At 66.2% G+C, this 25,657-nt stretch carries 23 protein-coding genes and 1 pseudogene; 10 read left to right on the top strand and 14 right to left on the bottom strand.

Annotated features, from left to right (window positions below):
• The first annotated feature begins 42 nt into the window (after positions 1 to 42).
• Positions 43 to 531: a GNAT family N-acetyltransferase gene (locus BM394_RS00230; RefSeq protein WP_092972576.1), complete on the top strand. Its 489-nt coding sequence runs from the start codon at positions 43 to 45 to the stop codon at positions 529 to 531.
• Positions 532 to 734: 203 nt separating this feature from the next.
• Here BM394_RS00230 and BM394_RS00225 read toward each other — a convergent pair whose 3' ends face one another.
• Both BM394_RS00225 and cmtR read right to left on the bottom strand, forming a co-directional pair.
• Entirely contained in the window at positions 735 to 1,538 is an 804-nt protein-coding gene (locus BM394_RS00225; protein WP_092972574.1) for a cation efflux transmembrane domain-containing protein, read from the bottom strand.
• Positions 1,538 to 1,894, bottom strand: a complete 357-nt coding sequence (cmtR, locus tag BM394_RS00220; RefSeq protein WP_092972572.1) for a Cd(II)/Pb(II)-sensing metalloregulatory transcriptional regulator CmtR — start codon at positions 1,892 to 1,894, stop codon at positions 1,538 to 1,540. The genes BM394_RS00225 and cmtR overlap by 1 nt, the downstream gene beginning before the upstream one ends.
• Positions 1,895 to 2,069: 175 nt before the next feature.
• Between cmtR and BM394_RS00215 the strand changes: the two genes are divergently transcribed.
• Both BM394_RS00215 and BM394_RS00210 read left to right on the top strand, forming a co-directional pair.
• Positions 2,070 to 2,975 carry an LLM class F420-dependent oxidoreductase gene (locus BM394_RS00215; protein WP_092972570.1) on the top strand — a complete coding sequence of 302 codons (906 nt, stop codon included), beginning with the start codon at positions 2,070 to 2,072 and terminating at the stop codon, positions 2,973 to 2,975.
• 182 nt (positions 2,976 to 3,157) lie between these two features.
• The gene (locus BM394_RS00210) at positions 3,158 to 4,348 is read left to right on the top strand and encodes a macrolide family glycosyltransferase (protein WP_092972568.1); all 1,191 of its coding nucleotides are present in this window, start codon (positions 3,158 to 3,160) and stop codon (positions 4,346 to 4,348) included.
• A gap of 119 nt (positions 4,349 to 4,467) precedes the next feature.
• Here BM394_RS00210 and BM394_RS00205 read toward each other — a convergent pair whose 3' ends face one another.
• The 3 genes from BM394_RS00205 to BM394_RS00195 are packed head-to-tail and all read right to left on the bottom strand — an operon-like array spanning position 4,468 to position 7,009.
• Positions 4,468 to 5,883, bottom strand: coding sequence for a nucleoside recognition domain-containing protein (locus BM394_RS00205; RefSeq protein WP_092972566.1), 1,416 nt, complete (start codon positions 5,881 to 5,883; stop codon positions 4,468 to 4,470).
• Complete coding sequence (locus BM394_RS00200; RefSeq protein WP_092973558.1) at positions 5,880 to 6,728, bottom strand: FeoB small GTPase domain-containing protein; 849 nt, start codon at positions 6,726 to 6,728, stop codon at positions 5,880 to 5,882. Before BM394_RS00200 ends, BM394_RS00205 begins: the two co-directional genes overlap by 4 nt.
• 5 nt (positions 6,729 to 6,733) lie before the next feature.
• Complete coding sequence (locus BM394_RS00195; RefSeq protein ID WP_245779873.1) at positions 6,734 to 7,009, bottom strand: FeoA family protein; 276 nt, start codon at positions 7,007 to 7,009, stop codon at positions 6,734 to 6,736.
• Between the two features lie 154 nt (positions 7,010 to 7,163).
• On the opposite strand from BM394_RS00195, the gene BM394_RS00190 reads away from it, so the two are divergent.
• Positions 7,164 to 7,664 (top strand): hypothetical protein, encoded by a 501-nt coding sequence (locus tag BM394_RS00190; protein ID WP_139235102.1) that lies wholly within the window; start codon positions 7,164 to 7,166, stop codon positions 7,662 to 7,664.
• 54 nt (positions 7,665 to 7,718) lie between these two features.
• On the opposite strand, the gene BM394_RS00185 is transcribed toward BM394_RS00190, so the two are convergent.
• From BM394_RS00185 to BM394_RS23570, 6 genes and pseudogenes are all read right to left on the bottom strand, one after another.
• Positions 7,719 to 9,281 carry an ArnT family glycosyltransferase gene (locus tag BM394_RS00185; RefSeq protein ID WP_092972560.1) on the bottom strand — a complete coding sequence of 521 codons (1,563 nt, stop codon included), beginning with the start codon at positions 9,279 to 9,281 and terminating at the stop codon, positions 7,719 to 7,721.
• A gap of 74 nt (positions 9,282 to 9,355) precedes the next feature.
• Positions 9,356 to 9,823, bottom strand: a complete 468-nt coding sequence (locus BM394_RS00180; protein ID WP_092972558.1) for a hypothetical protein — start codon at positions 9,821 to 9,823, stop codon at positions 9,356 to 9,358.
• Positions 9,824 to 10,241: 418 nt separating this feature from the next.
• Positions 10,242 to 11,282, bottom strand: a complete 1,041-nt coding sequence (locus tag BM394_RS00175) for a family 2 encapsulin nanocompartment cargo protein polyprenyl transferase (protein ID WP_217643257.1) — start codon at positions 11,280 to 11,282, stop codon at positions 10,242 to 10,244.
• A 72-nt stretch (positions 11,283 to 11,354) separates the two neighbouring features.
• Positions 11,355 to 12,752, bottom strand: coding sequence for a family 2B encapsulin nanocompartment shell protein (locus BM394_RS00170; RefSeq protein ID WP_245779872.1), 1,398 nt, complete (start codon positions 12,750 to 12,752; stop codon positions 11,355 to 11,357).
• A gap of 96 nt (positions 12,753 to 12,848) precedes the next feature.
• A complete protein-coding gene (locus BM394_RS00165; RefSeq protein WP_092972554.1) occupies positions 12,849 to 14,993 on the bottom strand; it encodes a terpene synthase family protein in 2,145 nt (714 codons plus the stop codon).
• A 4-nt stretch (positions 14,994 to 14,997) separates the two neighbouring features.
• Positions 14,998 to 16,412, bottom strand: a pseudogene (locus BM394_RS23570) (family 2B encapsulin nanocompartment shell protein).
• 553 nt (positions 16,413 to 16,965) lie between these two features.
• Here BM394_RS23570 and BM394_RS00155 point away from each other — a divergent pair.
• From BM394_RS00155 to BM394_RS00145, 3 genes are read left to right on the top strand one after another with little or no spacing between them, the layout of a single operon-like run.
• A complete protein-coding gene (locus tag BM394_RS00155; protein WP_092972552.1) occupies positions 16,966 to 17,256 on the top strand; it encodes a helix-turn-helix domain-containing protein in 291 nt (96 codons plus the stop codon).
• On the top strand, positions 17,257 to 18,027 hold the full coding sequence (locus tag BM394_RS00150) for a bestrophin-like domain (RefSeq protein WP_092972550.1): 771 nt from the start codon (positions 17,257 to 17,259) through the stop codon (positions 18,025 to 18,027).
• A complete protein-coding gene (locus tag BM394_RS00145; RefSeq protein ID WP_092972548.1) occupies positions 18,024 to 19,223 on the top strand; it encodes a hypothetical protein in 1,200 nt (399 codons plus the stop codon). The genes BM394_RS00150 and BM394_RS00145 overlap by 4 nt, the downstream gene beginning before the upstream one ends.
• Before the next feature lie 36 nt (positions 19,224 to 19,259).
• Here BM394_RS00145 and BM394_RS00140 read toward each other — a convergent pair whose 3' ends face one another.
• The gene (locus tag BM394_RS00140; protein ID WP_175529892.1) at positions 19,260 to 20,072 is read right to left on the bottom strand and encodes a metal-dependent hydrolase; all 813 of its coding nucleotides are present in this window, start codon (positions 20,070 to 20,072) and stop codon (positions 19,260 to 19,262) included.
• A 293-nt stretch (positions 20,073 to 20,365) separates the two neighbouring features.
• On the opposite strand from BM394_RS00140, the gene BM394_RS00135 reads away from it, so the two are divergent.
• Entirely contained in the window at positions 20,366 to 21,589 is a 1,224-nt protein-coding gene (locus tag BM394_RS00135) for an MFS transporter (protein WP_217643256.1), read from the top strand.
• A gap of 39 nt (positions 21,590 to 21,628) precedes the next feature.
• Here BM394_RS00135 and BM394_RS00130 read toward each other — a convergent pair whose 3' ends face one another.
• Positions 21,629 to 21,883: a hypothetical protein gene (locus BM394_RS00130; RefSeq protein ID WP_092972541.1), complete on the bottom strand. Its 255-nt coding sequence runs from the start codon at positions 21,881 to 21,883 to the stop codon at positions 21,629 to 21,631.
• A gap of 412 nt (positions 21,884 to 22,295) precedes the next feature.
• Between BM394_RS00130 and BM394_RS00125 the strand changes: the two genes are divergently transcribed.
• Together BM394_RS00125 and BM394_RS00120 are read left to right on the top strand one after the other, a co-directional pair.
• On the top strand, positions 22,296 to 23,048 hold the full coding sequence (locus BM394_RS00125) for an NPP1 family protein (RefSeq protein WP_245779871.1): 753 nt from the start codon (positions 22,296 to 22,298) through the stop codon (positions 23,046 to 23,048).
• A gap of 569 nt (positions 23,049 to 23,617) precedes the next feature.
• Positions 23,618 to 24,367 (top strand): class I SAM-dependent methyltransferase, encoded by a 750-nt coding sequence (locus tag BM394_RS00120; RefSeq protein WP_092972536.1) that lies wholly within the window; start codon positions 23,618 to 23,620, stop codon positions 24,365 to 24,367.
• A 118-nt stretch (positions 24,368 to 24,485) separates the two neighbouring features.
• Here the strand turns inward: BM394_RS00120 and BM394_RS00115 are convergent, their stop codons facing one another.
• The gene (locus BM394_RS00115; protein WP_092973554.1) at positions 24,486 to 25,490 is read right to left on the bottom strand and encodes a LacI family DNA-binding transcriptional regulator; all 1,005 of its coding nucleotides are present in this window, start codon (positions 25,488 to 25,490) and stop codon (positions 24,486 to 24,488) included.
• Positions 25,491 to 25,657: the final 167 nt, after the last annotated feature.

Genomic DNA, 25,657 nt, shown 5'->3' with positions numbered 1-25,657 from the left:
GCCGAAGCGACACAGGCTGGCGACCGTTAGTCTGGAACCACGATGCTCCGTGAGCGCAGCAACGACGACCTCGACCGACTGTGCGACCTGCTGGGCGAGTTGGACGAGCACGCCCGCGTCCTCGGAACACGGCACCCGCGGGACTGGCTGCAGGAGGTCGAGACCGAGCGCTCGTGGGTGTTCGACCAGGCACCGGTACGCGTCGCCCCGACCCGCAACGTGGTCGGCCACGTCCAGATCTACCTCCCGCCCGAGGCCCGCTGGGTCCGCGAGGTCGCCGCACAGACCTCTCGGCAGGTCGGCGAGCTGCTGGTGATCGGGCGACTGTTCGTGAAACCGGCCAAGCACGACTACGGCATCGCGCGGTACCTGCTCAAGGAATCGGTGAAACACGTCGAAACACGCGGGAGGCTGCCCGTGCTGGATCCCGCCGACCTCGCCCTCATCCCACCAACGCTGTGCACCAAGCTCGGCTTCACAGAACTCCACACCGAAGATCACACCCCAAGCCCCCTGATCAGGGCAGAGTGACCCACGAGGCCACCCCGCCCGTTCACGGCCCCGCCCAAGACCCGCGCACAGACAACCAGAGCCTCCACATCCAACGGAACCCTCACCTCTCATCCCATCTCTACGGGGTCACCGTCACGAGCTGCTTCAACCGGGAACCGCGGGGGTCAGAGACGGTGTGGCCCACTGCTGCGGCGGCGCTACCGGGACGTGCACCGGGCGAATCATTGCTTGTCACCCTCGTGGTCACAGCAGTCGTCGCCTTCGGCAGGGTGGTTGCCGACCAGTGCCGCAGTAGGGGCGCAGCAGCCGTCGCCGCGCCAGGCTTCCCGGCCTTCCCTGACCGCGACCGCGGCGATGACCAGCGCCACGATCGGATCGGCCCAGGACCATCCGAACACGGCGTTGAGGACCAGCCCGACCAGCAGCACCCCGGAGAGGTAGCTGCACAACAAAGTCTGCTTGGAATCGGCCACCGCACTGGCCGAGCCCAGCTGACGTCCGGTGCGCCGCTGGGCCAACGACAAGCCTGGCATGATCACTACCGACAGGGCTGCCAGCACGATGCCCACCGTGGAGGACTCGGCCTCGGCTCCGCCAACCAGGGAGCGAACCGCCTCGACGGTGACGTAGGCCGCCAATACGAAGAACGACACCGCGATGATCCGCAACGCGGTGCGCTCCCGCGCCTGACGGGTCGCGACTTGGCGGGCGGAGAACTGCCATGCCACCGCCGCCGCCGAGGCCACCTCGATCGTCGAATCCAGCCCGAACCCGATCAACGCCGTCGACGAGGCCAGCGTGCCAGCGGTGATCGCCACGACAGCCTCGATCACGTTGTAGGAGATCGTGGCCGCCACCAGCAGCCGGATCCGCCGGGACAGCGCCGCCTGCCGCCGCGAGTCCGGGCCCACCGCGGTGGCGCCCGCGGAAGCCGCACCCGTCTGCGGGGTGCAGCACCCGTCGACACACCCGGTCTCACCCGTGCTCTCGAGCCGCAGGTGGTAACGCGAGGAGCCCGCCGTCATCAGGCAGTCACCCCCCGGACCTCGTCCCGCGCGTGAGCGTCCTCGGCAGCGCACGCATCGCTCGGCTCCACCGCCAGCACCACCTGCACCAGCTCGGACAGCGCCTGGGCCAAATGCTCATCGGCCAGCGCGTAGTGCACCTGCCGCCCCTGATACGTGGCCACCACCAGCCCGCAGCCACGCAGGCAGGCCAGGTGGTTGGACACATTCGACCGTGACAGCCCCAGCTGCTCGGCCAACTGGGCCGGATAGTGCGCCCCGTCCAGCAGCCGCACCAAAATCCGACACCGCGTCGGATCTGCCAACGCCCGCCCCAACCGGGCCAGCACCGCCTCCCGCGTCTCACACGTCAACATACACGCAACAATACATCGAACACTGAACTACAGTCCAGGATGAACTGTTCATGATCTCCTGTACGGGAGCGCGTCACCAACCGATGTTTCACGAGACATCCACGTTCGTGGAGCGTTTCCGCTGTGGGTCGATTGATCGTGCGAGTCTCCGGCCGGTGCCGGTAAGCTCGGCGGCATGTCCCAGATCGACTTCGTTTCTCGCGTGGGCGTGTGGTGGACCAGCGATCTGTGGCCGATCAACGATGTGCTCACCCGTGCCCGTGAGATCGAGCGGCTCGGCTACGGTTCGCTGTTCTACGGCGAAGCCGGTGGTAAGGAGACCTTCACCCAGGCCGCCGCGCTGTTGGGCGGCACCGAACGTCTGGTGGTCGGCACCGGCATCGCCAACATCCACGCCCGCAGCGCCCCGGCCAGCGAGTCCGGTGCCCGTACCCTCGCCGCGCTGCACCCGGGCCGTTTCGTGCTCGGGCTGGGGGTCAGCCACGCCCCGCTGGTGGAGCACAGCTACGCCGGTTCCTACTCCCGGCCGCTGAGCACCATGCGTGACTACCTGCGAACCATGGACGCGGTCCCGGACGGGATCGAACCGGGTGCGCAGCGCACGGCCCGGCTGTTGGCCGCGCTCGGACCGAAGATGATCGAGCTGTCCGGTACCGCCGCCGACGGGGCACACCCGTACCTGGTGACCCCGGAGCACACCGCGAACACCCGCGAGCGGCTCGGTCCCGACAAGTGGGTGGTCAGCGAGCAGGCTGTCGCGCTCACCACGGATCGGGAGGCCGGTCTGCGGCGTGCGCACCAGCACCTGCACATGTACTCGCAGCTGCCGAACTACCAGAACTCATGGCTGCGGCAGGGATTCGACGAATCCGACCTGGTCGTCGGCGGCTCGGACAAGCTGGCCGAAGGCATGGTCGCCATGGGAGACGCCGGGACGGTCGCCACGCACGTGCGGCGGCACCTGGACGCGGGCGCCGACCACGTGCTCGTGCAAGTCCTCGACGACGACCCGCTGCCCGCACTGCGCGAACTCGCCCCCGCTCTCCAGCTGAAACAAAAGTCCGACCATCGGGAACGGTAGAACGAGAACCGTTCCCTTCGTGGCCCCGGACTGCCCGTTTTGGCGTATTCGCACCACACAGCGATGTTGATGATGTCACGTTTGGGGGTATGTACGGGCGTGAGCGGAATCGTCGGGGAATAATCGAACGGCGGAAACCGGCAGTCGTGCCATTATTTCTCCCGAAGTCGTTGTGAGGAAGTATGCCCCGCCATTTCGCGTTCGTCGCGCCGCCGTTCGACGGGCACGTGAACCCGACCCTGCCGCTGGTGGAGGAACTGTGCCGCCGGGGCCATCGGGTCAGCTATGCCACCGGCAACCACAAACTGGACACCGTTGCCGCCGCGGGGGCACGGGGTGTCGACACGCGAGTGGACGTTTCCGTGCCGCCGACACCGTCGCTGGACGAGATCACCGTCGAGATGATCTCCCACATGATGCACATGATGCTCGATCACACCCGGGACAGTCTTCCGGTGTTGCGCGAGCACTTCGCGGCGGACCCGCCGGAAGCCGTGTGCTACGACATGATGAGCCTGGGTGGGCCCATGCTGGCCGAGGCACTGGGGGTTCCCGCGGTGGCGCTGGTGCCCAGCTTCGCCGCCAACGAGCGGTTCTCGCTGATGAAGTACTTTCTGCCGGACGGCTTCGACCCGGACCACCCGGCGTTGCGGGAGATCGCCACGCGTCACCACGAACTGGCCGAGCAGTTCGGCGTGTCGACTCCGGAATCGATGTTGGCACCCACCCCGGCCGGGTTGAACCTGGTTTTCGTGCCCCACCAGTTCCAGCCCGCCGCCGAGACCTTCGACGAGCGATTCCGGTTCCTGGGGCCGTCGATGGGAGACCGGGCACGAGGGGACTCCTTCACACCCCGCGACGAGCACGCGCCGCTGCTGTTCATTTCGCTGGGCACCACGTTCAACGAGCGCCCCGATTTCTACCGCGAATGTGTTCGCGCCTTCGGTGACAGCGGGTGGCAGGTGGCGATGTCCATCGGGGACCGGATCGAACCCGACGAGTTGGGCCCGCTGCCCGCCAATTTCGACGTGCGTCCCCGGTTTCCACAGCTCGAGGTGCTGCGGCACGCCGAGGTGTTTCTCTCACACGCGGGGATGAACTCCACGATGGAGTCGCTGTATCACGGGGTGCCACTGGTGACCTATCCGCAGATGGTCGAGCAGCGGGCCAACGCCGATCAGGCCGAGAAACTGGGCCTGGCACGGCGACTGCCCGATAATGTCGAGGCCGCCACGCTGCGCAAGACCGTCGACGAGGTCGCCGGGGACGAACGTATGCGCGCCACGGTCACCGCCACCGCGGCGGGCATACGTGGCACCGGCGGAGCGGTGGCCGGTGTCGACGCGCTGGAGGCACACCTGGCGCGGTCCTGATTTCCCGGCCCGCCCTGGACGAGCTCGGCGCCGCTCGTCGGGCGTTCCTGGTTCCGCGGGGCACACCGGCCGACCCGTCCGTCCCTGCCGGGAAGTCGAGGGCGCCGCACCGGTGGTGGCTATGCCCAGCCCGCCAGACGCGCCACGGTCGCGGTCATCCCGGTGACGGCGAAACCCAGCCCGATCGGCAGCAGCGTGGCCACCGTGGTCCATTTCGGACTTTTGGTTTCGTTCCAGATGGTGAGGATGGTGGTGCTGCAGGGATTGTGCAGCAGGCTGAACAGCATCAGGTTCACCGCCGTCAGCAGGGTCCACCCGCCGGCCTGGGTCAGCACCGTGTGGGTCTGGGCAGTGCCGAGCTCGAGCATCACACCCTGCTGCGCGTCGAACAGGTTGGGCCCCAGCGTCATCGTCAGCATCAGGATGGTGGGGATGATGATCTCGTTGGCCGGGATCGCCACGACGTAGGCCAGCAGGATGATGCCGTTGAGGCCGAGCACCCATCCCAGCGGGTCGAGCGCGCCCACCAGGTGCGCGGCGATGCTCGCGTCGGCGACGGTGACGTTGCTGATCAGCCAGACGACCGCTCCGGCTGGAGCGGCCATGACCACCGCGCGGCGCAGCACTTTCAGGGTGCGGTCGATGAGGCTGGTGTAGAGGGTGCGCCACACCTTCGGTGGGCGGTAGGGGGGTAGCTCCAGGGAGTAGGTGGAACTGTGACCACGCAGTACCGTTTTCGACAGCGCCCAGGACACCAGCAGGGTGACCAGCACGCCGAGAAACGCCACGGTGACCACGCTGCCCGCGGCGATCACGCCCGCCAGGGCGGGCGGGGCGAGCGCCCCGATGAAGATCGTGCCCATCAGGATGAGGGTGGGCCAGCGTCCGTTGCAGACGCTGAAGTTGTTGGTGATGATGGCGATCAGCCGTTCCCGACGGCTGTCGATGATTCTGGTGGCGGTCACCCCGGCCGCGTTGCAGCCGTAGCCCATCATCATCGACAGGGACTGTTTGCCGTGCGCGCCCGCCTTGGCGAACAGCCGGTCGAGGTTGAACGCCACCCTCGGCAGATAGCCGAAGTCCTCCAGCAGGGTGAACAGTGGGAAGAAGATGGCCATGGGGGGCAGCATCACCGCCACCACCCAGGCGGTGGACAGATACACCCCGTCCAGCAGCAACCCGGTCGCCCAGTCGGGGATCGGCAGTGGTGCCGCCAGCGCGTGCAACCGGCTGTGACCGTAGTCGACCAGCACACTCGACAACAGGCTCGACGGGCCCGCGGCGCCGGAGATGGTGAACCAGAACACGCCGAAGAACAACAGGCCCATCACCACGAACCCCCACACCCGGTGGGTCAGCGCCCGGTCGAGCACGCGGTCGAGGGTCGGTTTCGTTCCGTCGTGGCGTTCGGTGACGCTGGTTTCGGTGATGCGCGCGGCGTCGCTGTAGAGGGATTCGACGACCTCGTCGCGGAATCCCTCGGGTAGGTCGTGGCGCAGCCGTGCCGCGTGGTCGAGGATCGAGGAGCTGGTCATGTCCCTGTCGTTTCGGAGGAGACGGCGTGTGGTGTCGGTCTGCTCAGCCGGTCCAGGGTGCCGTCGGTGACGGCGCGTTCGATGCCCGGATCACCTTCCAGCAGGCGCAACGCGATCCACCTGGTGTTGGACAGGCCGGGGTGGTCCCGACGGAGTCGCGCGGCCAGTTCGGAGACGGCGCGTTCGGTGCGGTCGTCGCCGTGGCGGACGCGCCGCGTCCGGGTGGCCACTGTCCCCAGCGCGACCTGTTCGATCGCCTCCAGCAGCGTGTCCAGTCCTTGGCGATTCCGTGCCGTCATGGGCACCACCGGCACCCCGAGCTCGCGTGCGAGGTGGCGCTGGTCGAGCGAGAGACCGTGCCGATGGGCCTCGTCGACCAGGTTGAGCGCCACCACCACCCGGCCGGTGATCTGCAGGATCTGCAGCACGAGGTTGAGGTTGCGTTGCAGGCGGGTGGCGTCGACGACGACCACTGTCACGTCCGGCTGGCCGAACAGCAGGAAGTCCCGGGCGACGTCCTCGTCCTGGCTGTCGGACAGCAGTGAGTACGTGCCGGGAAGATCGACGAGCTTGTAGTGTCGTTGGCGATACCCGAATCCCCCTTCGGCGCCGGTGACGGTCTTGCCGGGCCAGTTGCCGACGTGCTGGCGCAACCCGGTCAGCGCGTTGAACACCGTGCTCTTGCCGGTGTTCGGGTTGCCCGCCAGTGCCACCACGTGGTCGTGTCCGGAGACGTCGACGCCGAGCGTGCGCAGCTGAGCGGCGTTGTTGAACACGCAGGTTCCGCATGCCGCGCTCGCGGCGGGTGGTGGGCTCGCGCTCGGGACGGGTAGGTCTTCTGCCACGGTGGTCACTCCTGTTCGACGGTGATGTGAATACCGCGGGCCTGTTCGCGGCGCAGTGCGATCACACTGCCCCGTACGAGATAGGCGGTGGGGTCGCCGAGCGGGCTGACCCGATCGATGTGGATCCGGGTCCCGGGCAGCACCCCCAGATCCATCAGGCGTCGTCGCTGGGACCCGTGGATGTTGACCGCTGTCACCGTGGCCGTCTGGCCTCGTTTGAGTCGGTCCAGCGTCGTGGCCGTGCTCGCCACCTGCTGCCCCTCTACTGCTACGTCGTGCACAACCAAAAGTTTAGGCGAGCCGAAAACTCTTGTTAAGGTGGGACGCAAAACCCGGGTGGCCATGCTGAAAACAGTTCGTGACAGGCGATTCGCCCACACCGGGCGTGGTCGATGACAACATCGGTACGTGTTCCGAACAGCATGGACCCGCCGATTGGTATTACTCGGTTGCCTCACGCTGACCGGCTGCGGGATCACACCGGCCCCGGGTGACGATTCGGGCCTTCCACCGTCGATGATCACCCCGCAGGCGCCCTCGGCCTCCGGAACGATCGCCCAGGCCGAACCGACCCGGCTGACGGGACCGCGGACGGACCGGACCCGCCAGCACGCCGAGAACCGTGGTTTTCAGGAGCGCTATCCCTTGAACAGCCAGCAGCGACGAGCGGCCGTCGAGCCCGTGGCGCTGCTACGGTCCGAGCTGGTAGGTCTCGACGATCACCAGTGGCTCAGCCCCGGTCCAGTGGACGGTGCGCTGCGCCGTGCGGGACTGCGACCGCGTGAAGTGACCGCCGTTTCCGGCGGTGTCCACTTCTGGTCGAGCGCCGGGAACGGCATCTGCGTCAACGGCGAGATCGATGACCACGACGTGTCGATACGGACCGAGGGCCCGAGTTCGGACGGCGGCTGCGCGGAGCCCGACGGCGGTCACTGAGGCATCGGCCCGTGGGCTTCATGGGCCACCCCGGGCAGAGGACTACCGCGGCGTTCACCACAGGCTCATGTGATGCAGGCGGGGCCAGATCTGTGACCAGGGCAGTTTCGGGTCCCGCAGCACCCAGATACGCATGTTGTCGTAGTAGGTCCGAAAAGCCGGATCCTTCTCGACCGATCCCGCCGCACGGACCGTGCCGAACAGTTGGCGCAGTTGTTGTGGATCGCCACCCAGGTAGACCACACGACGCACCGCGTCGTCGGGTCTGCCGAAGTACCAGAAGCCACGGCTGGGGCTGTAGACCTCGGAAACACCGCGCTCCGGCCCGTAGTGATGCAGTGCTCCCGCCGACCAGTAGTCATGCGTGATCACCGCGGTCGGCACGTCGTCGTCGGGCAGTTCGCGGTGGACCCGTGCCACCTGCTCGGTGATGCCGGGCCAGCCGAGGCTGGCCGTGACGACCACGTTATGAGGACTGACCCGCGAAACCGGGGTCAGTGGCAGCGTGTTCACGGCCGCGCTCAGGCTCAACGCACAGCACCCCAGCGCCATCAGCGGCAGCGACCACCGCGTCCACCGGTACCGCGAAGCGTCGAGACGCCACCACCACTGTTGCACCACTACGGCACCGGCACCGAACAGCACGGCGTAGAGCCCGGCGGTGTAGTAGGAACGGCCGCTGAGCAGTATGAACACCAGCGTGACCACCAGCGCGCTCACACCGAGGAACCGGTATGGACGCAACCTCGGGCTGATCAACAGCCCGCACAGTCCCAGCAACGCCAATACCGTGCCCGCGGGGCCGAGCTGATTGACCGAGGCGTTGAGAAACGCCCACGCACCGCCGGTTTCGCTGTCGACGACTCGGCTCATGGCCAGCTGAGGCCAGCCGTGCCGTGCCTGCCACCACACTCCAGGCAGGACGGAGACGATCGCGATCGCACCGCCTGCCCACAGTCCGGGGCGAAGCGGTAATCGACGAGGACCGAACAGCACCGCCACCGGGAGCACGACCAGCCACAGCACGGGGATGAGGAGTTTGAACTGGACCGTGACGGCGGTGACCACCCCCGCGGCCACCAAGGTCGAATTCGCGGGTTCTCCGTCGTGATGGCGGCGTGCCCAGCGGAGCAACAGCCATACGACCCATGCCCACAGCGTCTGGTCGAACGAGTAGGTCACCAGCAGGTGCGCCGACGCCACCAGATGTGGGGTCAACGCGGCCACCCCGGCCACGCACGCCTGTGTCACGCGTGTGGCACCCAGTTCGCGGGCGCTCAACGCGGTCAGCACGATGTAGCCGACCGCGGCCAGCAGTGACGGTGCTCGCAGGGCGTTCAGCGATTCGGGGAACAGGGCCTGCATGGCGCTGGCCAGCAGTGGCAGGCCGGGGGGCTGGTCGACGTAGCCGAACGCGGGGTGATGGCCCGCCGCCAAAAAGTAGAGCTCGTCCCCGAAGTAGCCGTAGCGACCCGTGGTCAACGCGCACACCACGGCGAAGACGACAGCGATCACACCAACGGAGACCGCGGCGAACGGCAACCGCCCGGTGTCTCGGGAGCCGGGAGCGGGCAGGGTATCGACTCTGCCGGCCGTGGCCGGTGGTGCTGTGGACAATGCGCTCCCTGACGACAGAAGAATCGGTCGAGTGTGGACCGTTCCGATTATGCCCGATCCCAACCGAAGACGATTCAGCGTTTCTTCGGAGCCGGATCCTTGCGAAGCAGGTCCGGGCCGAGGATCCGTCGCACGACACGGCGGGCGAGGCTGCGTCGTTTCTGCGGTTGTCCGACCTCGGCTCCGTTCGACGGGGTCGAGGTTTCGGTGGTCTCGCTGGGCACGGACGACTGCGGTTCTCCCACTGGCGTGGCACTGACTGTAGGAGAGTCGTCCGGCGGGTGGGGAGCGGCGGTCACCGGTTCGGCGGTCAACCGTTTGGCGAACTCCGGAGTTTGGTCACGGATCGCGGGGATGAACGGCTGGGTGACTTCGAGCCGTTCCGCCCAGGGAGCCGGGGTCGGTGGCTGTTCAGGGAAGACGAGTTCCCCCTCGATCCGGGTGGTCAGCGGCCCGGTGTCGCCTGCGGCATCCCTGTGCGGTTGTTCGGTTGGCACCATGGGCTGGAACCAGGTCCGAGCACGGTCGTCTTGAAGTGTCATCCGTCTTGACTCGTGATAGGAGCAACGGTCAGTAACACCGGTGGGTGATCCCGTCCGGTGTGACAGAGCCTACCGGTAACACTGCGATAAAGCACCACCCGTCTGCGCTGGACAACGACACAGCAAGATCACAGCGGTGCTGCGAACCTCTTCGAGGTCCCGCTGAGCTGGTATTGCGCGGTTCGAAGCAGGGGAGTGTGGCACTTGTTACCTCTTGTCGCCGCCGCGGCGGTCGGGCGTGTTCCGTGACCGTGCCGCGACTTTCGGTACCCATGTCGACAACACCGACACATCGGGCGGTCCCTGCGGTCACGAGGCGCGCGACCGTGGCGATCACGACCCCACGGCACCCCCGCGCCCACCGGGGGCGAGGCTATCCCGTGTCCGAGCGGGGGATCAACGGACTTCCTCGTTCGAGTCAACGATCCCGCCGAGTGACCACCCGGGCCAGTTCCGCCAGTTCCGAACCGGCTCTCCGCTCCGTTCCCGCGGTGGCCAGCTCGGCCAACGCCAACGACAACAACCGATCGGCCTCGTCGAGACTGAACTGCCTACCACCGGCCGACTCGACGAGTTCGGCCACCCGGGCCAGTTCCGGAGCCGACAGCGGATGCCCGCGGTAGTACAAGGTGCGCAACTGCTCGGCGGCAGGAGTGGCGGTGCTCAGCGCGGCCAACACCGGCAGGGTCTTCTTCCTGGCCCGCAGGTCGGAGTGGACGGGTTTTCCGGTGCTCCGCGGATCGCCCCAGATACCGAGCAGGTCGTCGACGTGCTGGAACGCCAGCCCGAGAGACTCGCCGAAAGCGCGTAGTTTGTCCACGCGCGATCCTGTCGCACCCCCGAACGAGGCCCCGAGCGCACACGCGCATCCCAACAGCGAACCGGTTTTGGCGGTGGCCATGCTTTCGCACTCGGCCAGGGTGACGTCGTGGCGACGCTCGAAATCCATGTCCGCGCTCTGTCCCTGTATCAGGGTGTGTACCGCGTTGCTGAGGGTGCGCACGGCTTCGGCGGCCGCGGGGTGTTCGCTGGCCACGAGCACGTCGGTGGCCGTGGCCAGCAAGGCGTCCCCGGCGAGGATCGCCTCCCCGGAGCCGAACACGGCCCAGGCGGTACGGCGGTGTCGTCGGGTTTCGTCGCCGTCGATGACGTCGTCGTGCAGCAGGGAGAAATTGTGCACCAGCTCCACGGCCACCGCCGCGGGCACGGCCGCCTCGGCAGAACCGCCCATCGCTTCGGCGGTGAGCAGCACCAGCGCCGAACGCAGCGTCTTGCCGCTCTGGCCGTTGACCGGTGTGCCGTGTTCGTCCCGCCAGCCCAGGTGATAGGTGGTCACGGCGCGGGCTGCCGGGGACAGTTGCTCGACGGTGGCGCGCAGGGTGGGAAGTACCAATTCACGGGTGGAATCGAGTATCTCGGCGCTGGATCGGATGCTGCCGGTATCTTCGACGGTGGCCAAGGTGATCATCCCTTGCGAGGAGGGGCTCGCGGGCCGGTGGCGAAACGAGTGGTTGAGGTCGAGCCGAAGGGTTCAGCGTCCGATCCCGACGTGTTCGAGGACGCCGAGTGCGTCGGGGACCAGCACGGCCGCGGAGTAGTAGGCGCTGACGAGGTAGGAGATGATGGCTTTGTCCTCGATACCCATGAACCGCGCGTTGAGACTGGGGGCGCATTCGTGGGGTATGCCGGTCTGGTGCAGCCCGACGACGCCCTGACTGTCCTCACCGGTGCGCATCACCAGCACGGAGCTGGTCGCGGTGTCGCTGATCGGGATCTTGTCGCAGGGCAGCAGCGGCACGTCGCGCCAGGAAAGCAGGGTGACACCGTCACGTTGTGTCGTCGTGGGATAGACCCCCCGTCGGTTGCATTCCCTGCCGAACGCGGCGATGGTGCGCGGGTGCGCCAGGAAGAATTCCGATTTGCGGCGGCGGGAGAGTAGTTCGTCGAGGTCGTCGGGGGTCGGTGGACCGGTCCGCGTGTGAATCCGCTGCGACAAATCCGCATTGTGCAACAACCCGAACTCACGATTATTGACCAGCTCCTCCTCCTGACGCTCCCGCAACGCCTCAATCGTCAACCGCAACTGCTGCTCAGTCTGATTCATCGGCTGGTTATACAAATCAGCCACCCGACTGTGCACCCGCAACACCGTCTGCGCCACACTCAACTCATACTCCCGCGGCGCCACCTCATAATCCACATACGTCCCCGCCAACAACGACTCACCCCAATGACCCGACGCCACATCAATCGACGCCTCACCGTGTTTGTTGTGGGGTGGGATCGGCTGGGACTCGGCCTGTCGTAGGTATCGGGACAGGTTATCGAAGCGTTCGGTCACCTCACGCGCGTCCTGTCGGGACAGGGTGAGCACGGTGCAGGGGGTGATGGCCTTGATGGTGTGGGACCAGCTGACTTCGTCGTCGACCAGGATTCGTTGTCCGACGTGCTCGCCGTCGGCCAGCACGTCGAGAACGCTGTCGTCGCCGTACTCACCGGGACCGATCTTGTTGGCCTTACCGTGCGCCAACAACACCACCCGGTCCGCGACCTCACCCTGTTCGGTGATCAGTTGTCCGGGGTCGTAGTGGTGCTGCGTGAACCGGTCGGCCAACACGGCCAGGGTCGACTCGTCGTCGAACCCGCGCAGCAACGGCAACTCCCGCAACTCCTGCGGAATCACCCGCACCTGCGCCCCCGTGTTGGTAAACGTCAACCGCCCATCCCCCAGCTGATACGTCAACCGCCGGTTGACGCGGTAGGTGCCTGCTTCCACTTGTACCCAGGGCAGCATCCGCAGCAACCACCGCGAGGTGATGCCCTGCATCTGCGGCGCCGACTTCGTCGTGGTCGACAGTTTGCGAGCGGCTTCGACGGTGAGACTGGAGTGTTCGGGGGAAACGGCGGTGTCCGGGTCGGAAACAGTCACGATGCGCGGTTACCAATCTGCTCGAATGCGAAAAACGTGCGTTGTGGTGTGCGGCCGCGTACGAGGGTGCGCACGCGGCCGGGGCGGCAGTGATGGTTATGCCGGGAAGGCATCCACGGTGGGATGGTCGGTGCTGGGCAGCCGATGCTGGGGCGACCGGGTCGCGGGTGCGGGGTTGAGGTTGTGTCGCTCGTTTTCCAGCAGCCAACTCAACTCACCGGTGATCCAGTGGGCGAGACCGTCGAGGTAGTCGTCGAGTTGCCTGCCGGCAGTGGGGGAGAGCCGGTACTCGGCACGGGCCTCGGGGATGTCTCGGTTCAGCAGGGACTCGAATCGTCGCTGCCGTGTGTGAAGCAGATCGGTCAGTACGCTCACGGCGTGGTGCCTTCGCTCGTCGTGCGCTCGTCTCGGTGTGGGTATCGCTGCCACCGGGGCTTCACGCCGGCCGCGGTGGTGCGTGATGACGAGGTCCTCGTGCAGTGCCGTGATCTCGGCGAAGACCTGCCGCAGTGAACGCATCGCGGGGCTGCGTAGCACTCCTGGTGGTATGTCCGGGCCCAACCGCAGTTCGGTCAGAGCCAGCCGAAGGTGGGCTCGGGCGGTTCGGTGCGGCGTTTCCAGCGGGGCGAGGAAATCGGCGGGCTCGCTTCCGGCGGGCTCGAACGGCTCATCCGCCGTGTGATGCAGGAACTTCCGGATGCGTTGTCGGAAACGACGCTGTGCCCGTGTCGGGGTGATCGTGGTGGTGCGGGTCCACAGTTCGGCCAGTGCCTGTTCGACCGGTTCGGTGGTGGCTGGGATGTCGCCGGGATCGGGGGGCAGGAATTCGGCCAGTCGTGGCCAAGGCCGATGCCGCTGTCGGTGAGCATCGTCGTTGACGAACCGTGCCCACAGACTCCAGTCGGCGATCAGAGCCAGCTCGGTCTCTCCTCCGTCGGGTAGCACTCTGGCCGCGAGCAGGGCGTAATCGTTGGTGTGTGTCGTGCTCGATAGTGCGTTCTCGGGGATCCCGTGCCGTTGGGCCCAGATCGCGGTGCGGGACCGCAACCGTGTCAGCAGCGGATTCGTGGTGGTCCGGTTCGTGTCGTGGCTTCGGGCGCTCCACGAGGGAAGTTCCCACCGCCGTCGGGTCTCGCCTGATGTCACCGCTGGGCCGGTGTTGTCCACCGGGTGAGTGTCGTGGACAGCGGTTGTGAAACCGAGGCCGGCGGGTTGCCGTATCCGAGTGGTGTGGATCGGTCCGGTGTTCATGTAGCGAGTGGACATCGAGTGCCACTCGTGCGCGCCGGCCAACCAGTCACGCAGCCCGTCGGCATAGGCCAACACGGTTGTGCGCTGCTGTTCGGGTAGTGCGTGTTCGGTGAGCAGGGTGGGCAGATCGCTGTGCAGCGTGGTTTCGAACAGATGTATCCGTCGGGTCAGCACCGCGTTGGCGATATCAGCGGCTCGCTGGGGTGAACATTCCAGGAAACGTTCGATACTCAGTACCGTGTTGTCACGTTTTCGTTCTTGCCGGGTTTCGCGTTGGTAAGAGAAGAGGTCGTTGCACAGTCGTAGCGCGTCGGCGAAGCACTCCCGCAGCAGTCGTACCGGCCTGCTGCGGGCCACGTCCGGTGGTAGGGAGCTGCCGAGGGTGTACTCGACCAGTGTGGCCACCCAGCGGGCGCCGCTGGAGTGGCGGCTGTCGCGGAGATGGTCCACGGGGTTGGGGGCGGGGGTGACTGTGCGGGACGGTTGTCGTACTCGTGCTGTCAGCAGGAGGCGGGTCTCGGCGGCCAGGCGTCGCAGCAGCCGGGGCGGGGCCGTCGCGGCGGTACGCTGCCACAACTCGGCCAACCCGCGTTCGAGTGGTGTGTTCGGCTCCGGAGCGGGCGCTGCGTGGGTTCGCAGGAATCCGAGGAGCCGCTGTACGTGTCGTCGTGCTTCCGCGGAGGGGTTGGTGTGCTCGTCGTGGGGCAGCAGCTGATCGTCGAGGACGAACATCCACGCGTACCAGTCGGCGAGCAGGTTCAGTGTCGATGCCGAGATGTCCGGGTGGGCATAGCCGGACAACAGGGCGTAGTCGTGGTCGTCGAATTCGGTTTCGTCGGGAATCGTCGTGGCCGAGGGGCCGATTCGGGGTTGGTGGAGCAGTTCGGTTTCCCGGGCCCACCGTGTGGTGTGTGTCCTGGCGGAGTCGACGTGCGGATTCAGCCGGGCGGGGTGGGGCGTGTAGAAATCCGGAAGTTCGAAGGGACGCATACGATCAGTCCTGACGTCCGATCTCGACGTGTTCGAGGACGCCGAGTGCGTCGGGGACCAGCACGGCCGCGGAGTAGTAGGCGCTGACGAGGTAGGAGATGATGGCCTTGTCGTCGATACCCATGAACCGCACGGATAGTCCGGGTTGATACTCGTCGGGTATGCCGGTCTGGTGCAGCCCGACGACGCCCTGGTTCTGCTCGCCGGTGCGCATCAGCAGTATCGAGCTCGTGCGGGTGTCGCTGACGTGCAGTTTGTTGCACGGGAAAATGGGGACACCGCGCCAGGAGGGGACTTTGTTTCCGTTGATGTCGATGCTTTGGGGATAGACCCCCCGTCGGTTGCATTCCCTGCCGAACGCGGCGATGGTGCGCGGGTGCGCCAGGAAGAATTCCTGTGTTTGTCCTTCCACACCAACGCCAACAGTTCGTCGAGGTCGTCGGGGGTCGGTGGACCGGTCCGCGTGTGAATCCGCTGCGACAAATCCGCATTGTGCAACAACCCGAACTCACGATTATTGACCAGCTCCTCCTCCTGACGCTCCCGCAACGCCTCAATCGTCAACCGCAACTGCTGCTCAGTCTGATTCATCGGCTGGTTATACAAATCAGCCACCCGACTGTGCACCCGCAACACCGTCTGCGCCACACTCAACTCATACTCCCGCGGCGCCACCTCATAATCCACATACGTCCCCGCCAACAACGACTCACCCCAATGACCCGACGCCACATCAATCGACGCCTCACCGTGCGCGTTGCTCGGGCGCTGTGGGCTCTGCGCGGCGGCGGTGATGTGGGAACGCAGTTCGTCGGCAGCGGGCATTTCCCAAACCGTGTGGTGCGGCAGACTCAGCACGGTGCAGGGAGTGATGGCCTTGACGGTGTGCTCCCAGTTCGTCTCCCCGTCGGCGAGCACGTGCGCACCTACGTGCTCGCCGTCGGCCAGCACGTCGAGAACGCTGTCGTCGCCGTACTCACCGGGACCGATCTTGTTGGCCTTACCGTGCGCCAACAACACCACCCGGTCCGCGGCTCCGCCTCGCTGGGTGATCAGGTCTCCCGGCTGGTACTCCTCCTGAACGAACCGGTCGGCCAGAGCCGACAGGGTCGACTCGTCGTCGAACCCGCGCAGCAACGGCAACTCCCGCAACTCCTGCGGAATCACCCGCACCTGCGCCCCCGTGTTGGTAAACGTCAACCGCCCATCCCCCAGCTGATACGTCAACCGCCGGTTGACGCGGTAGACACCACCGTTGGCCTGGGTCCAGGGCAGCATCCGCAGCAACCACCGCGAGGTGATGCCCTGCATCTGCGGCGCCGACTTCGTCGTCGTCGCCAAATTGCGAGCCGCCTCGGTTCCCAGGCTCAGCCGCGAATACGTGTCCGCTCCGGTCGGATCCACCGTGGTCACGTCCATTCCACCAATCTTGTCGCACACAGCGTCGAAACAGTAGTGAGAAAAACCGAAAATCCGGATCCAGTTTCCGTCCCGACCTGCCTGTATTCCCTGCACGCCCGGAAGTAGATCCATCGAAGACGGAAACTTTTTTCAACGCCGGACGATCACGAGATTAACAGCACAGGCGAGCAGCTTAAAGTCACTCGAAAGTGGAAGGATTCGGCTTCTTTCCGTGGCCTGTGTTGTTAGCTGTATTTCACCGAATTAGCCGCTTGATCAGCACACAGTGTAGTCGGCAATCCGCCGAGTGCGGGTTCGCGTGGGGAGCGATTGTGATTCGCGGCATCGAACGTCGCAACATGGACCGTTCGGACGGTCCTCGTGATGCTCCGTCCGAGGGAGGAAAACATCCTTGCGCCTTCCGGGGGAGCGCTTGCCAACTGCGGGATCAGTCGCTATTAATGTCCGATGATGTTCGACATTTATCCGGTGCGAGGTTCTCGGGATTTCCGAGATTTCCTCCGGTTCTGTGAACAGGGAATGCTTTCGTGATCCGACGAAGGAGTGACAGTTGAAGTGGAATCTGCGGCTGGTGGCCGCGCATCGGGGTATCTGGAAAGCGGGGGAGCTGCAGCACAGACTGGCCGAGTACGGGCTGACCGTCTCAGCGGGCAAGATGTCGGGACTGTGGTCCGGCACACCGGTCAGTCTGAAACTGTCCGACCTGGACATCATCTGTGCCGCACTCGACTGCGAGATCGGTGAACTGCTCGTTCCGGAAACAGCGGCGGTTCCGGTCAACGAGCTCACCCGACGCGGCGCCGCGACAGCACATCGCGACGACCAACGTACGGGAACGTGAATGAATACCTACATCAGCGGTTTGCTGTGGGTCATCGCCGCGGCGGTCTCGGCCGGGCTGATCGGATACGCGGTGCGCCGGTTCGGACTGGACGAGGGCAGGCCCGGAAACAACGACGCGGCCGGTCAGGTGTTCGTCATCGTCAGCGGCATGCACGCCGTAGTGTTGGCTTTCGTCATGGTGACTCTTTTCGACGCGGTGGGCGTGGCGCGGGAAGGGGCGTACCGGGAGGCACAGAGCCTGGTCGCCGTTTCCTGGGCGGCCGAAGCGCTGCCGGGCGACACCGCCGAGCGCGTCCGCACTCTCAGCCAGTCCTACGCCAACACGGTCATCGACGAGGAATGGCCCGGTATGCGGCGTGACAACGACATCTCCGGCAACGGTTGGAACCAGCTCGAGCGAATACGTGGGGCCGTTCTCGACGCTCCCGCCAGCGGTGAGTGGCAGGAGGGCCGTAAGGCCGAGGCGTTGGATCGTCTCCGGACGGTCCACCAGCAGCGACAGGACCGACTGAACATGGCCTTCAACCGCGACGTGTCCACGGTGGTCTGGTTCGTTCTCGTCCTGGGAAGCGTGCTCGTGGTGCTGCTGCCGAACCTGTTCGGGGGAACGCGGTTGATGCCGCACGTCATGATCGTGTCCACCCTGGCGGGCACCCTCGCACTGCTGGTGTTCGCGATCTATCACCTGCAGAATCCGTTCGCCGGTGATTCCCGGATCGATCCGGAGGCGTTCCGCTGGGCGCTGGAACGGCTCGGTGCCGATCGATGAGGGTGCGTCGCCGCAGTCCGCGGGCGATACCCGCGCTGCTGACCACGCTGGCACTGCTGTGCCTCTCGCCCCCGGTCGTGGTGGCACAGGAGCGCGTCGCGGCACCGGAGTGCTCACTGCTGCACGTCACGAGTACGTTCGGAGCGGCCACCACGCTTCGGCGCGTCACGCTGCCCGGCATGACGACCGAGGCACTGCCGCCACCTCCCGGCCCCGTCGAGGCACTGGGCTATTCCGCCGCGCAGGGTAAGGCCTACGGGCTCAGCAGCACCGGTACGTTCCCCTTCCGGGACACGAGAGTGATCACCGTCGACCGTCAGGGGACGACGCACGATCTCGGTCCGCTACGCGACCTCGCTCCGCGGGTGCCACCACCGTGGACGGGCGAGATCCGGGCGGGAGCCGTCGACGGGCACGAGTGGCATCTCGTCACCCGGCATCGGCTCTACACCGTCGACATCGACCCCGACAGCGCCACATATCTGTCCGTCACCCACGTCACGTGGTTGGCGCCGTGGCTCGTTCCGCTGCCGATCGGCGATCTCGCCATCACCTCCGACGGAACACTGCTCACCGTGACGACCAACTACCAGCACGAAGCGGTGCTGCTCGAACTCGCCGCCGACAACGGAACGGTTGTCTCCACCGAGCCGGTGGCACTCCCACCCGCCCCGTACGGAGCAATCGTCATCACCGACGACGGGGGCCGCTACGTCGTCGCCGACAACGTGGCCGGCCACAGCAGGTTCTACCGGCTCGGTGCCGATCCCGCGGAGACCGTCGAACTGGCACGGAGCAAGCCGTTGCACCACAACGACGCGGCAGGGTGCCTTCCCACCGCACCACAACCCACACCACCCACGCCCCCGCCGTCCGTCACGCCGCCCCGGCCACCGTCGACGCCACCGGAAACAACCACCACACCGTCCCCACCCACCGGAACCCCTCCAGGGGTGACCACCCCACAGCCCCCCACCAACACGCCGAGCCGGAGCAGTACACCACGACCGTCCCCCTCGTCTCGGCCGCCGAGCACCTCCGTCCCACAGTCCCGCCCACCGAACGCGACCGCTCTACCCGTCCCGACACAGCGTAGGCCCGTGCGGTCCCTCGACACGGAGACCAAACGACAGTGGGTGCTGGCCACGCTACTGCTGATCATCGGTTCCGGAGTCGTGCTGCGGCGACTACGTTGACTCTTCCGCGCTCGAGAACCACCCGTGAGGCCCGCGTCAGGCCGGTCCCGTCAACAGCGTGGTCAGGGTGGGCCAGGCCACGAACGCCGCGACCACCAGACATCCGGTCTCGACGAACTTCTCGATGCCCGCGCCGGCGGGAAACCGCAGCGATTCGGGAAGCACGTGTTGCCGGTCCCACCTGGCGCCCGGACAACCGGTGCCGCGGCGGCACCGATCGCAGGCACGTTTGAACGGCCACACGAACGGGATCCCCGAATTGGTGGCCCCGTCCCCGACACTGTGCACGATCATCCCCAGCGCCACGATCGCACCCAGCCACACACCGGCGTCGGCGACGGCATGGACATACACCAACAGCCCGGTAGCCAGCAGGGCGTACAGCGGCGGTGCGGCATGACGCTGCAGCTGCAGCGTGCCACGCACCCGAGTGGGCAACGACCAACGCAGCGAACGCAGCGCCGCACTGGTGAGCACATACACCGCCACGATGCCCACCCATTTCGATGCCAGTGTGGCACCGGCAAGCGCCGTCCCCACCAGGAGCGCGAAAACCGGTGTGTGGATGAGCCCTCGATGCTCGCCGGTCTTGCCGGAAGCCCTGGGGTCGTGAGGTAAGCGGGTACGGCGATAGGCCCACCTGGCCAGCGTCTGCAACAGCTCCGCCGTCCCTCGAGTGACAGGACCGGCGGATTTGGTGATGGTGGACTGGTCGTGGTCGATATCGGGCAGTAAGGCAGCCCCCGCCCCGGCCAGCGCACCCAGGGCTACTCCCGGTGGGGTGGGTTGGGCGAAGCTGGCCACCGTGGTGCCGGTCAACAGGCCCGTGGCGGCGTGCGCACCGTTCATCATCGCAGAAAGACCGTTTCGTCGCGTTCGGAGCGAGCCAGCGCCCGAGCAGCGGGCCGCCGGCCGGGCCGGAATCGGCCCGGCAGAAACAAGATCACACCCGCGGTGGTGCTACTCGGTGGGGAGCCGCGGCGGCTCCGGACCACTGTGAAGAGTGCTACTGTGTCGCGCCGCGTGTCACCACGCGGTCCTTCGGTGGCACTGCCGGACCCGGTAACGACTCGGGACTTCGTCGGACCCCTTGAGGGCGAACTTCCATGAACGTCTGCGACAGGCTGCTCGACACTCGTCCGATGCGGTGCAACGCCGCTTTCCGCCGCTGGTGGGCAGGTAGCACACTGTCCGTATTCGGTGGGCAGCTGACAACCGTGGCCGTGCTGTACCAAACCTGGGAGAGCACGGGTAGCTCGCTGGCGGTGGGCAGCGTGGGGATCACACGTGCCGTACCGGCGGTACTGTTCGGGCTGCTCGGCGGGGTGGTGGCCGACACCGTCGATCGAAGGCGACTGGTGCTGTTGACCACCTCGGGACAGTTCGTCGGCGCCGGAGCGCTGACCCTACAGGCACTGGCAGGTCTCGACTCGTGGTGGCTGCTGCTGATGCTGGTCGCCGCGCAGGAGAGCTGCAGTGCCACCGGCGCTCCCGCCCGCAGGAGTTTCACCGCCCGACTGCTGCCGGACCGACAACTCACCGCCGGGATGGCGCTGAACCACCTCGGCACGCAGGTGGCCATGCTCTCGGGGCCCGCCGTCGCGGGGGTACTCATCGCCGTGAGGGGAGTGGAGAGCTGCTACCTGCTGAATGCGGTGACTTTCGTGGCAGCGTTCTACGCTGTGCTGCGCCTGCCGACCATGCTTCCGGAATCCGGCGGGAGGCTCCGGGAACCGGCTACGATCAGGGCGGGACTGCGTTTCGTCGCGAGCAGGCCCGAGTTGCACGGTGCTTTCCTCACCGATGTCCTGGCCACCGTCCTCGCCATGCCCACCGTGTTGTTCCCGATGATCAACGAACAGCGGTTCGGCGGAAGTCCCGAGACGCTCGGCCTGTTCTGGTCCGCCCTGTCATTGGGAGGCATCGCTGCGGGATTGGCTTCCGGCCCGATCACACGGCTCCCTCGCCCGGGAGTGGTCATGCTGACCGCGGCGGGAGTCTGGGCGGTGGCCCTGACCGGCTTCGGCGTGAGTCAGCAACTGTGGCTGCTGCTCGGATGTCTCACGCTCGGTGGAGCCGCCGACACGATCTCGGTGATCTCACGGGGTGCGCTGGTGCAACTGGCGATCCCGGACTCCCATCGCGGCAGGATCAGTGCGGTGGACAACATCGTCGGTGCCTCCGGGCCGGATCTCGGCGAGTTCCGGGGTGGGCTCGTGGCAGCGGCCACCTCGGCCACGTTCGCGGCGGTATCCGGTGCGCTCTGCTGCGGTCTGGGGATTCTCGCTCTCGCGGTGACGAACCGACCGCTGCGGCGGTTCACAGTTCCGAATCACCCGGCCGAGCAAGCACTCGAACGCGGTTGACGATGGTAGCCGGTTCCTCGTCCGGCGAGCTGCCGTGAATCAACGCTGCTCCGTTTCGAGGGCGGCACGGATGTCGTTGAGCCAACCAGTGAATTCGAACGCCGACAGCCCGGCCCGCTCGCAAACCATGTCGGTGGCGGTTTCGGTGGTGTGGTTCGTCGAGTCCAGCCACGAACGGTCGCGCAGCACCAGCGCCACCGCCAGCTGTTCACCCATCGGCCACTGCCGTGACGGATGGCTCTCGTTGTGGTCGCGTGCCCACCGGCATCGTTCGATGATCTCGTTCTTGGTCATACCGATGTTCCTTTCCGCCTGTCGTGCCGGTCCCGTGCCCGCCCCGGCCGGTCGGCGGAACCACCGGGCGCCACCGACCGAGCAGGCGGCAACGTATCACCGAGCGACGCCGGGTTCCGCACACCACTCGGATTAACCAGCGACCGGCCTGTCGTTCGCCGCGTCCCGCACGAGGCAACGCGTCCACAACATGTCGGTTCTTCGACGGTGTCCGGTCAAACTTCGTTCAGCGAAACATGCCCTGTGAGTCCCCCACGATGGTTACGATCACTGCTCGTCGCCACCGCAACGAACCGAAAGGGATCGTATGCACCGCAGCGCACCAGCGACGAGCACGAGTGTCCCTTCGGCCCCGCCGAAGTCACGTCGTCGAACCCGGTTTCCGATCGATCGGGGAGGAGCCGGTAGGCAAGTGTCCAAGCTGTTCTCGGCCGTGGGCGGAACGGTTCTGCTGTTGCTCGCTCTGCCGGGCACCGCCCTTGCCGAGGAGGTCCCGCCCGAGATTCCGGCCGACTTCGCCGCCGAGGACGCCAAGTGGGCGCCCGCTTTCGACTACGACGGCGACGGGTGCTATCCCAGTGTGGCCATCGGGGTGAACGGGACCCTCAACGGGGGACTGGACAATTCCGGGGCGCTGGACGGTCAGTGCCATGATCCGTCCGACCTGGAAAACTCCAATGTCTACGCCCGAGCCAAACGCAACAACGGGTGGCAAGCTTATCTCTACGACATGTATTTCCAGAAGGACCAGGCGGTTCCGGGACTCGACGCCTTCGGCCACCGGCACGACATCGAGCACGTGGTGGTGTGGGTGCACGAGGGCAGTGCCCGCTACGTCGCCACCTCCGCACACGGTGACTACAACGTGCACCCCGCCTCCGAGGTCGGCTGGGACGACGGCACCCACGCCAAAGTCGTCTACCACAAGGACGGGCTCGGCACCCACGCCTTTCGGGCGGCAGGCAAGGACGAACAACCGGAGAATCACTGGAACGACTGGCACTACCCGGACCTGGTGAGCTGGCACCGTTTTCCCGGTGACACGCGTTCGGTCCTGACCGGTGCCGACTTCGGTAGCGCCAGCCTCGCGATCAGCGACGGCGCCTTCGAGGACAATCTCAACAACGCCAAACCGGAGGGGATTCCCTTCGACCCCTACGCGTGACCCGAGCGTTGCAGCGGCGGAGCTGAACGCGCCACGGCCCGGAGTTCGTCCGTGGTCAACTCGAAGTCACCGGTCACAGTCGATCACGCATCCGATTCTGTCGTCGAAGGTGCCGGTCCGGTGACGAACACTTGTCGGTGCTCGACCGTAGACTTCTCCGACACGAGCGAGCTGATCATAGGCTGCGCCCGCTGTCGGGCCATGAACGGACTCCAGCAGGCAGCTGACGAGTCTTCGCTCGCCAGAGCGTCTCACACCCGTGAAGCTCCGCCACGTCTGTCAACGAACGGAACATAGTCATGAGCGCTTCTCGTCGCATCGTCGCCTGGGTGGGGCCGAATTCCACTTCGCCGCCCGGCGCGGGAGGGATTCAACTTCACCTTGCTGACCCGGGGAGCAGCGGGAACGTAACCGCGGCGTGCTTCTCGGGTACCAGTGCGAAACACGCCTCGCTCGGTGGCGGCTCCAAGGGGCACGGAGTCGCCACCGAGCGGGCACACGGTGTGTGCGGGGAGGATTCCAGGAGAGGCGATGTTGACATCTCTATGAAAACGAATATCGTTTTCAATATGGCTGAATCCCAGATCGAGGCAGCACGAGTGGAAGCACTGCTCGATGCTCTTCCGGATCCGCTGTCCGCCGAACGGATCATCGAGCTGAACCGGCCCGGAACCGACCTGCACACCCATCGCGAGTACGAGTGGAACGGGTTGCGCTTCGACGCGCCACCGGGTGTTTTCCTGCCCGGGCATACCAGTCGGATGATTTATGACCGGCTGTTCGACGGCAGGATCGAAGTGCGTGATCGTCGCTACGTGGCGATGGGGGTCGGACTCGGTGTCGAAACCGTCGCGGCCGGACTGGCCGGCGCGCGGGAGATCCACGCCGTGGATGTGCACCCCGACAGCGTGGCCACCGCCGGTCGCCACTTCGAGCGGCACGTCGGTTCTTCGGAGCCCCCGGTCTTCACGCCCGTGGTGGCCGACGTCTTCGACGGCTTCCCCGAGGGAGTCCAGAGCGACGTCGTCACCTTCAATCCCCCAGCGGTGAGCCACCCAATCAGCGATGATCCCGACATCGTGCGCAACGTGTGCGTGGGAGCACCACTACTGGAGAGGTTCTTCACCCAGCTCGCCGAACGCGAGATCCTGACCCCCGGTGGTGAGGTCTTCGTCGTCGCCTCCACCACCGCCGACCTGCGTGGCATCGTGGGTCACGCCCTCGCACACGGCTTCACCCCGGAAATCCGCGATCTGCACGACTGGCAGGACGGTGTGGTGACCCATCTCTTCCGATTCGTTCGGAAAGTCGTTTCGTGAACTGCCACCAGGGGCGCGGCTCCAAGGTGGCCCCGATTACGCCCGGTGAACGAACGGATGTCGACGAGCACCGGACAGTAAGCGTTGACCACCCCGACAGTGCGGAACGGTGCGCCGCTCAGTGTCGTTGTGCGGTACTTCGGGCGGGAGTGAGTCGAGGCGAGAGCAGTCGGACCTCGGGAGACCGCACTCCTTGGAGTTCACGCATCGTCATCTCCACGGCGATCCTTCCGATGTCTTCGGAAGGAAGCGACACCGTGGTCAGCGGTACGGAGCGGTTCGCGGCCATCTCGTCGGGGGTTACCGCCACCACCGAGATGTCCTCGGGAATCCGCATGTCACGGCTGTGCAGTTCGGACAGCAAGGGGTCGAGTACCGCTTCGTTGTGCACCACCAGACCGGTCAGCCGCGGCTGTTCGGTGACAATCCTGTCGAGGCAGTCGCGCACCCCATCGTAGGAGGGCAAGCACGCCTGGCTGGTGGCGTGCAGTCCGCGTTCCCGCGCGGCGGAGGTGAACCCCCGCAGGAACCGGCCCGCGAAGCTGGTACCGCGTTCGTATACCACGGGTGAGGGACCGACCAGGGCGACTTGTTCGTGTCCGAGATCGGCCAGATGCCGAACGCATCGTTTCGCCGCGGCCGAGAAATCCAGATCCACGCAGGACAAATCCCCGGGGTCGTTCGGAAGCCCGATCAACACCCCCGGACAGGACAACGACTGCAACACCGGTACCCGGGAGTCCTCGTCCTCGACGTCCATCAGCAGCAACGCGTCGGCCATCGCCGAATCAGCGACCCGCCGCAACCCGGCCGGTCCCTCGTCGTTGGTCAGCAGCAGCACGTCGTAGTCGTAGTTCCGGGCGGTGGTGACCACCGAGTTGACGAACCCCATCAGAACCGGAACGTCTATGTCGGTGCGCAGCGGCATGATCAGTGCCAGCACACTGGTGCGGCTGCTGGCCAGCGCACGGGCCCCGGCATGGGGGTGATACCCGAGCCGGTGAATGCTGGCCTCCACCCGGCGCTGCGTCTCCGAGGAGATCGAGCGCTTTCCGGACAGCACGTAGGACACGGTGCTGGAGGAAACCCCCGCGTCCCGGGCTACGTCGGCGATGGAGACCATCTCGTCCTCCGGCGTGGTGCGTCGAATCGCATCGAACGATATCGTGCCGAACGGCGCTGGCCGGACCGGCTCGCACACCGGCAGTGCTGTCGTTCGGCGACAATCACACTCGGTGGGAGAACGTGTCGGGACAACACCGCTCACCGGCATCGTACTTCGCTCGACGT

The organism is Actinopolyspora lacussalsi subsp. righensis (assembly GCF_900116555.1).
GTDB classification, from domain to species: domain Bacteria; phylum Actinomycetota; class Actinomycetes; order Mycobacteriales; family Pseudonocardiaceae; genus Actinopolyspora; species Actinopolyspora lacussalsi.
This window is presented reverse-complemented; position numbering and strand designations above follow the sequence as displayed.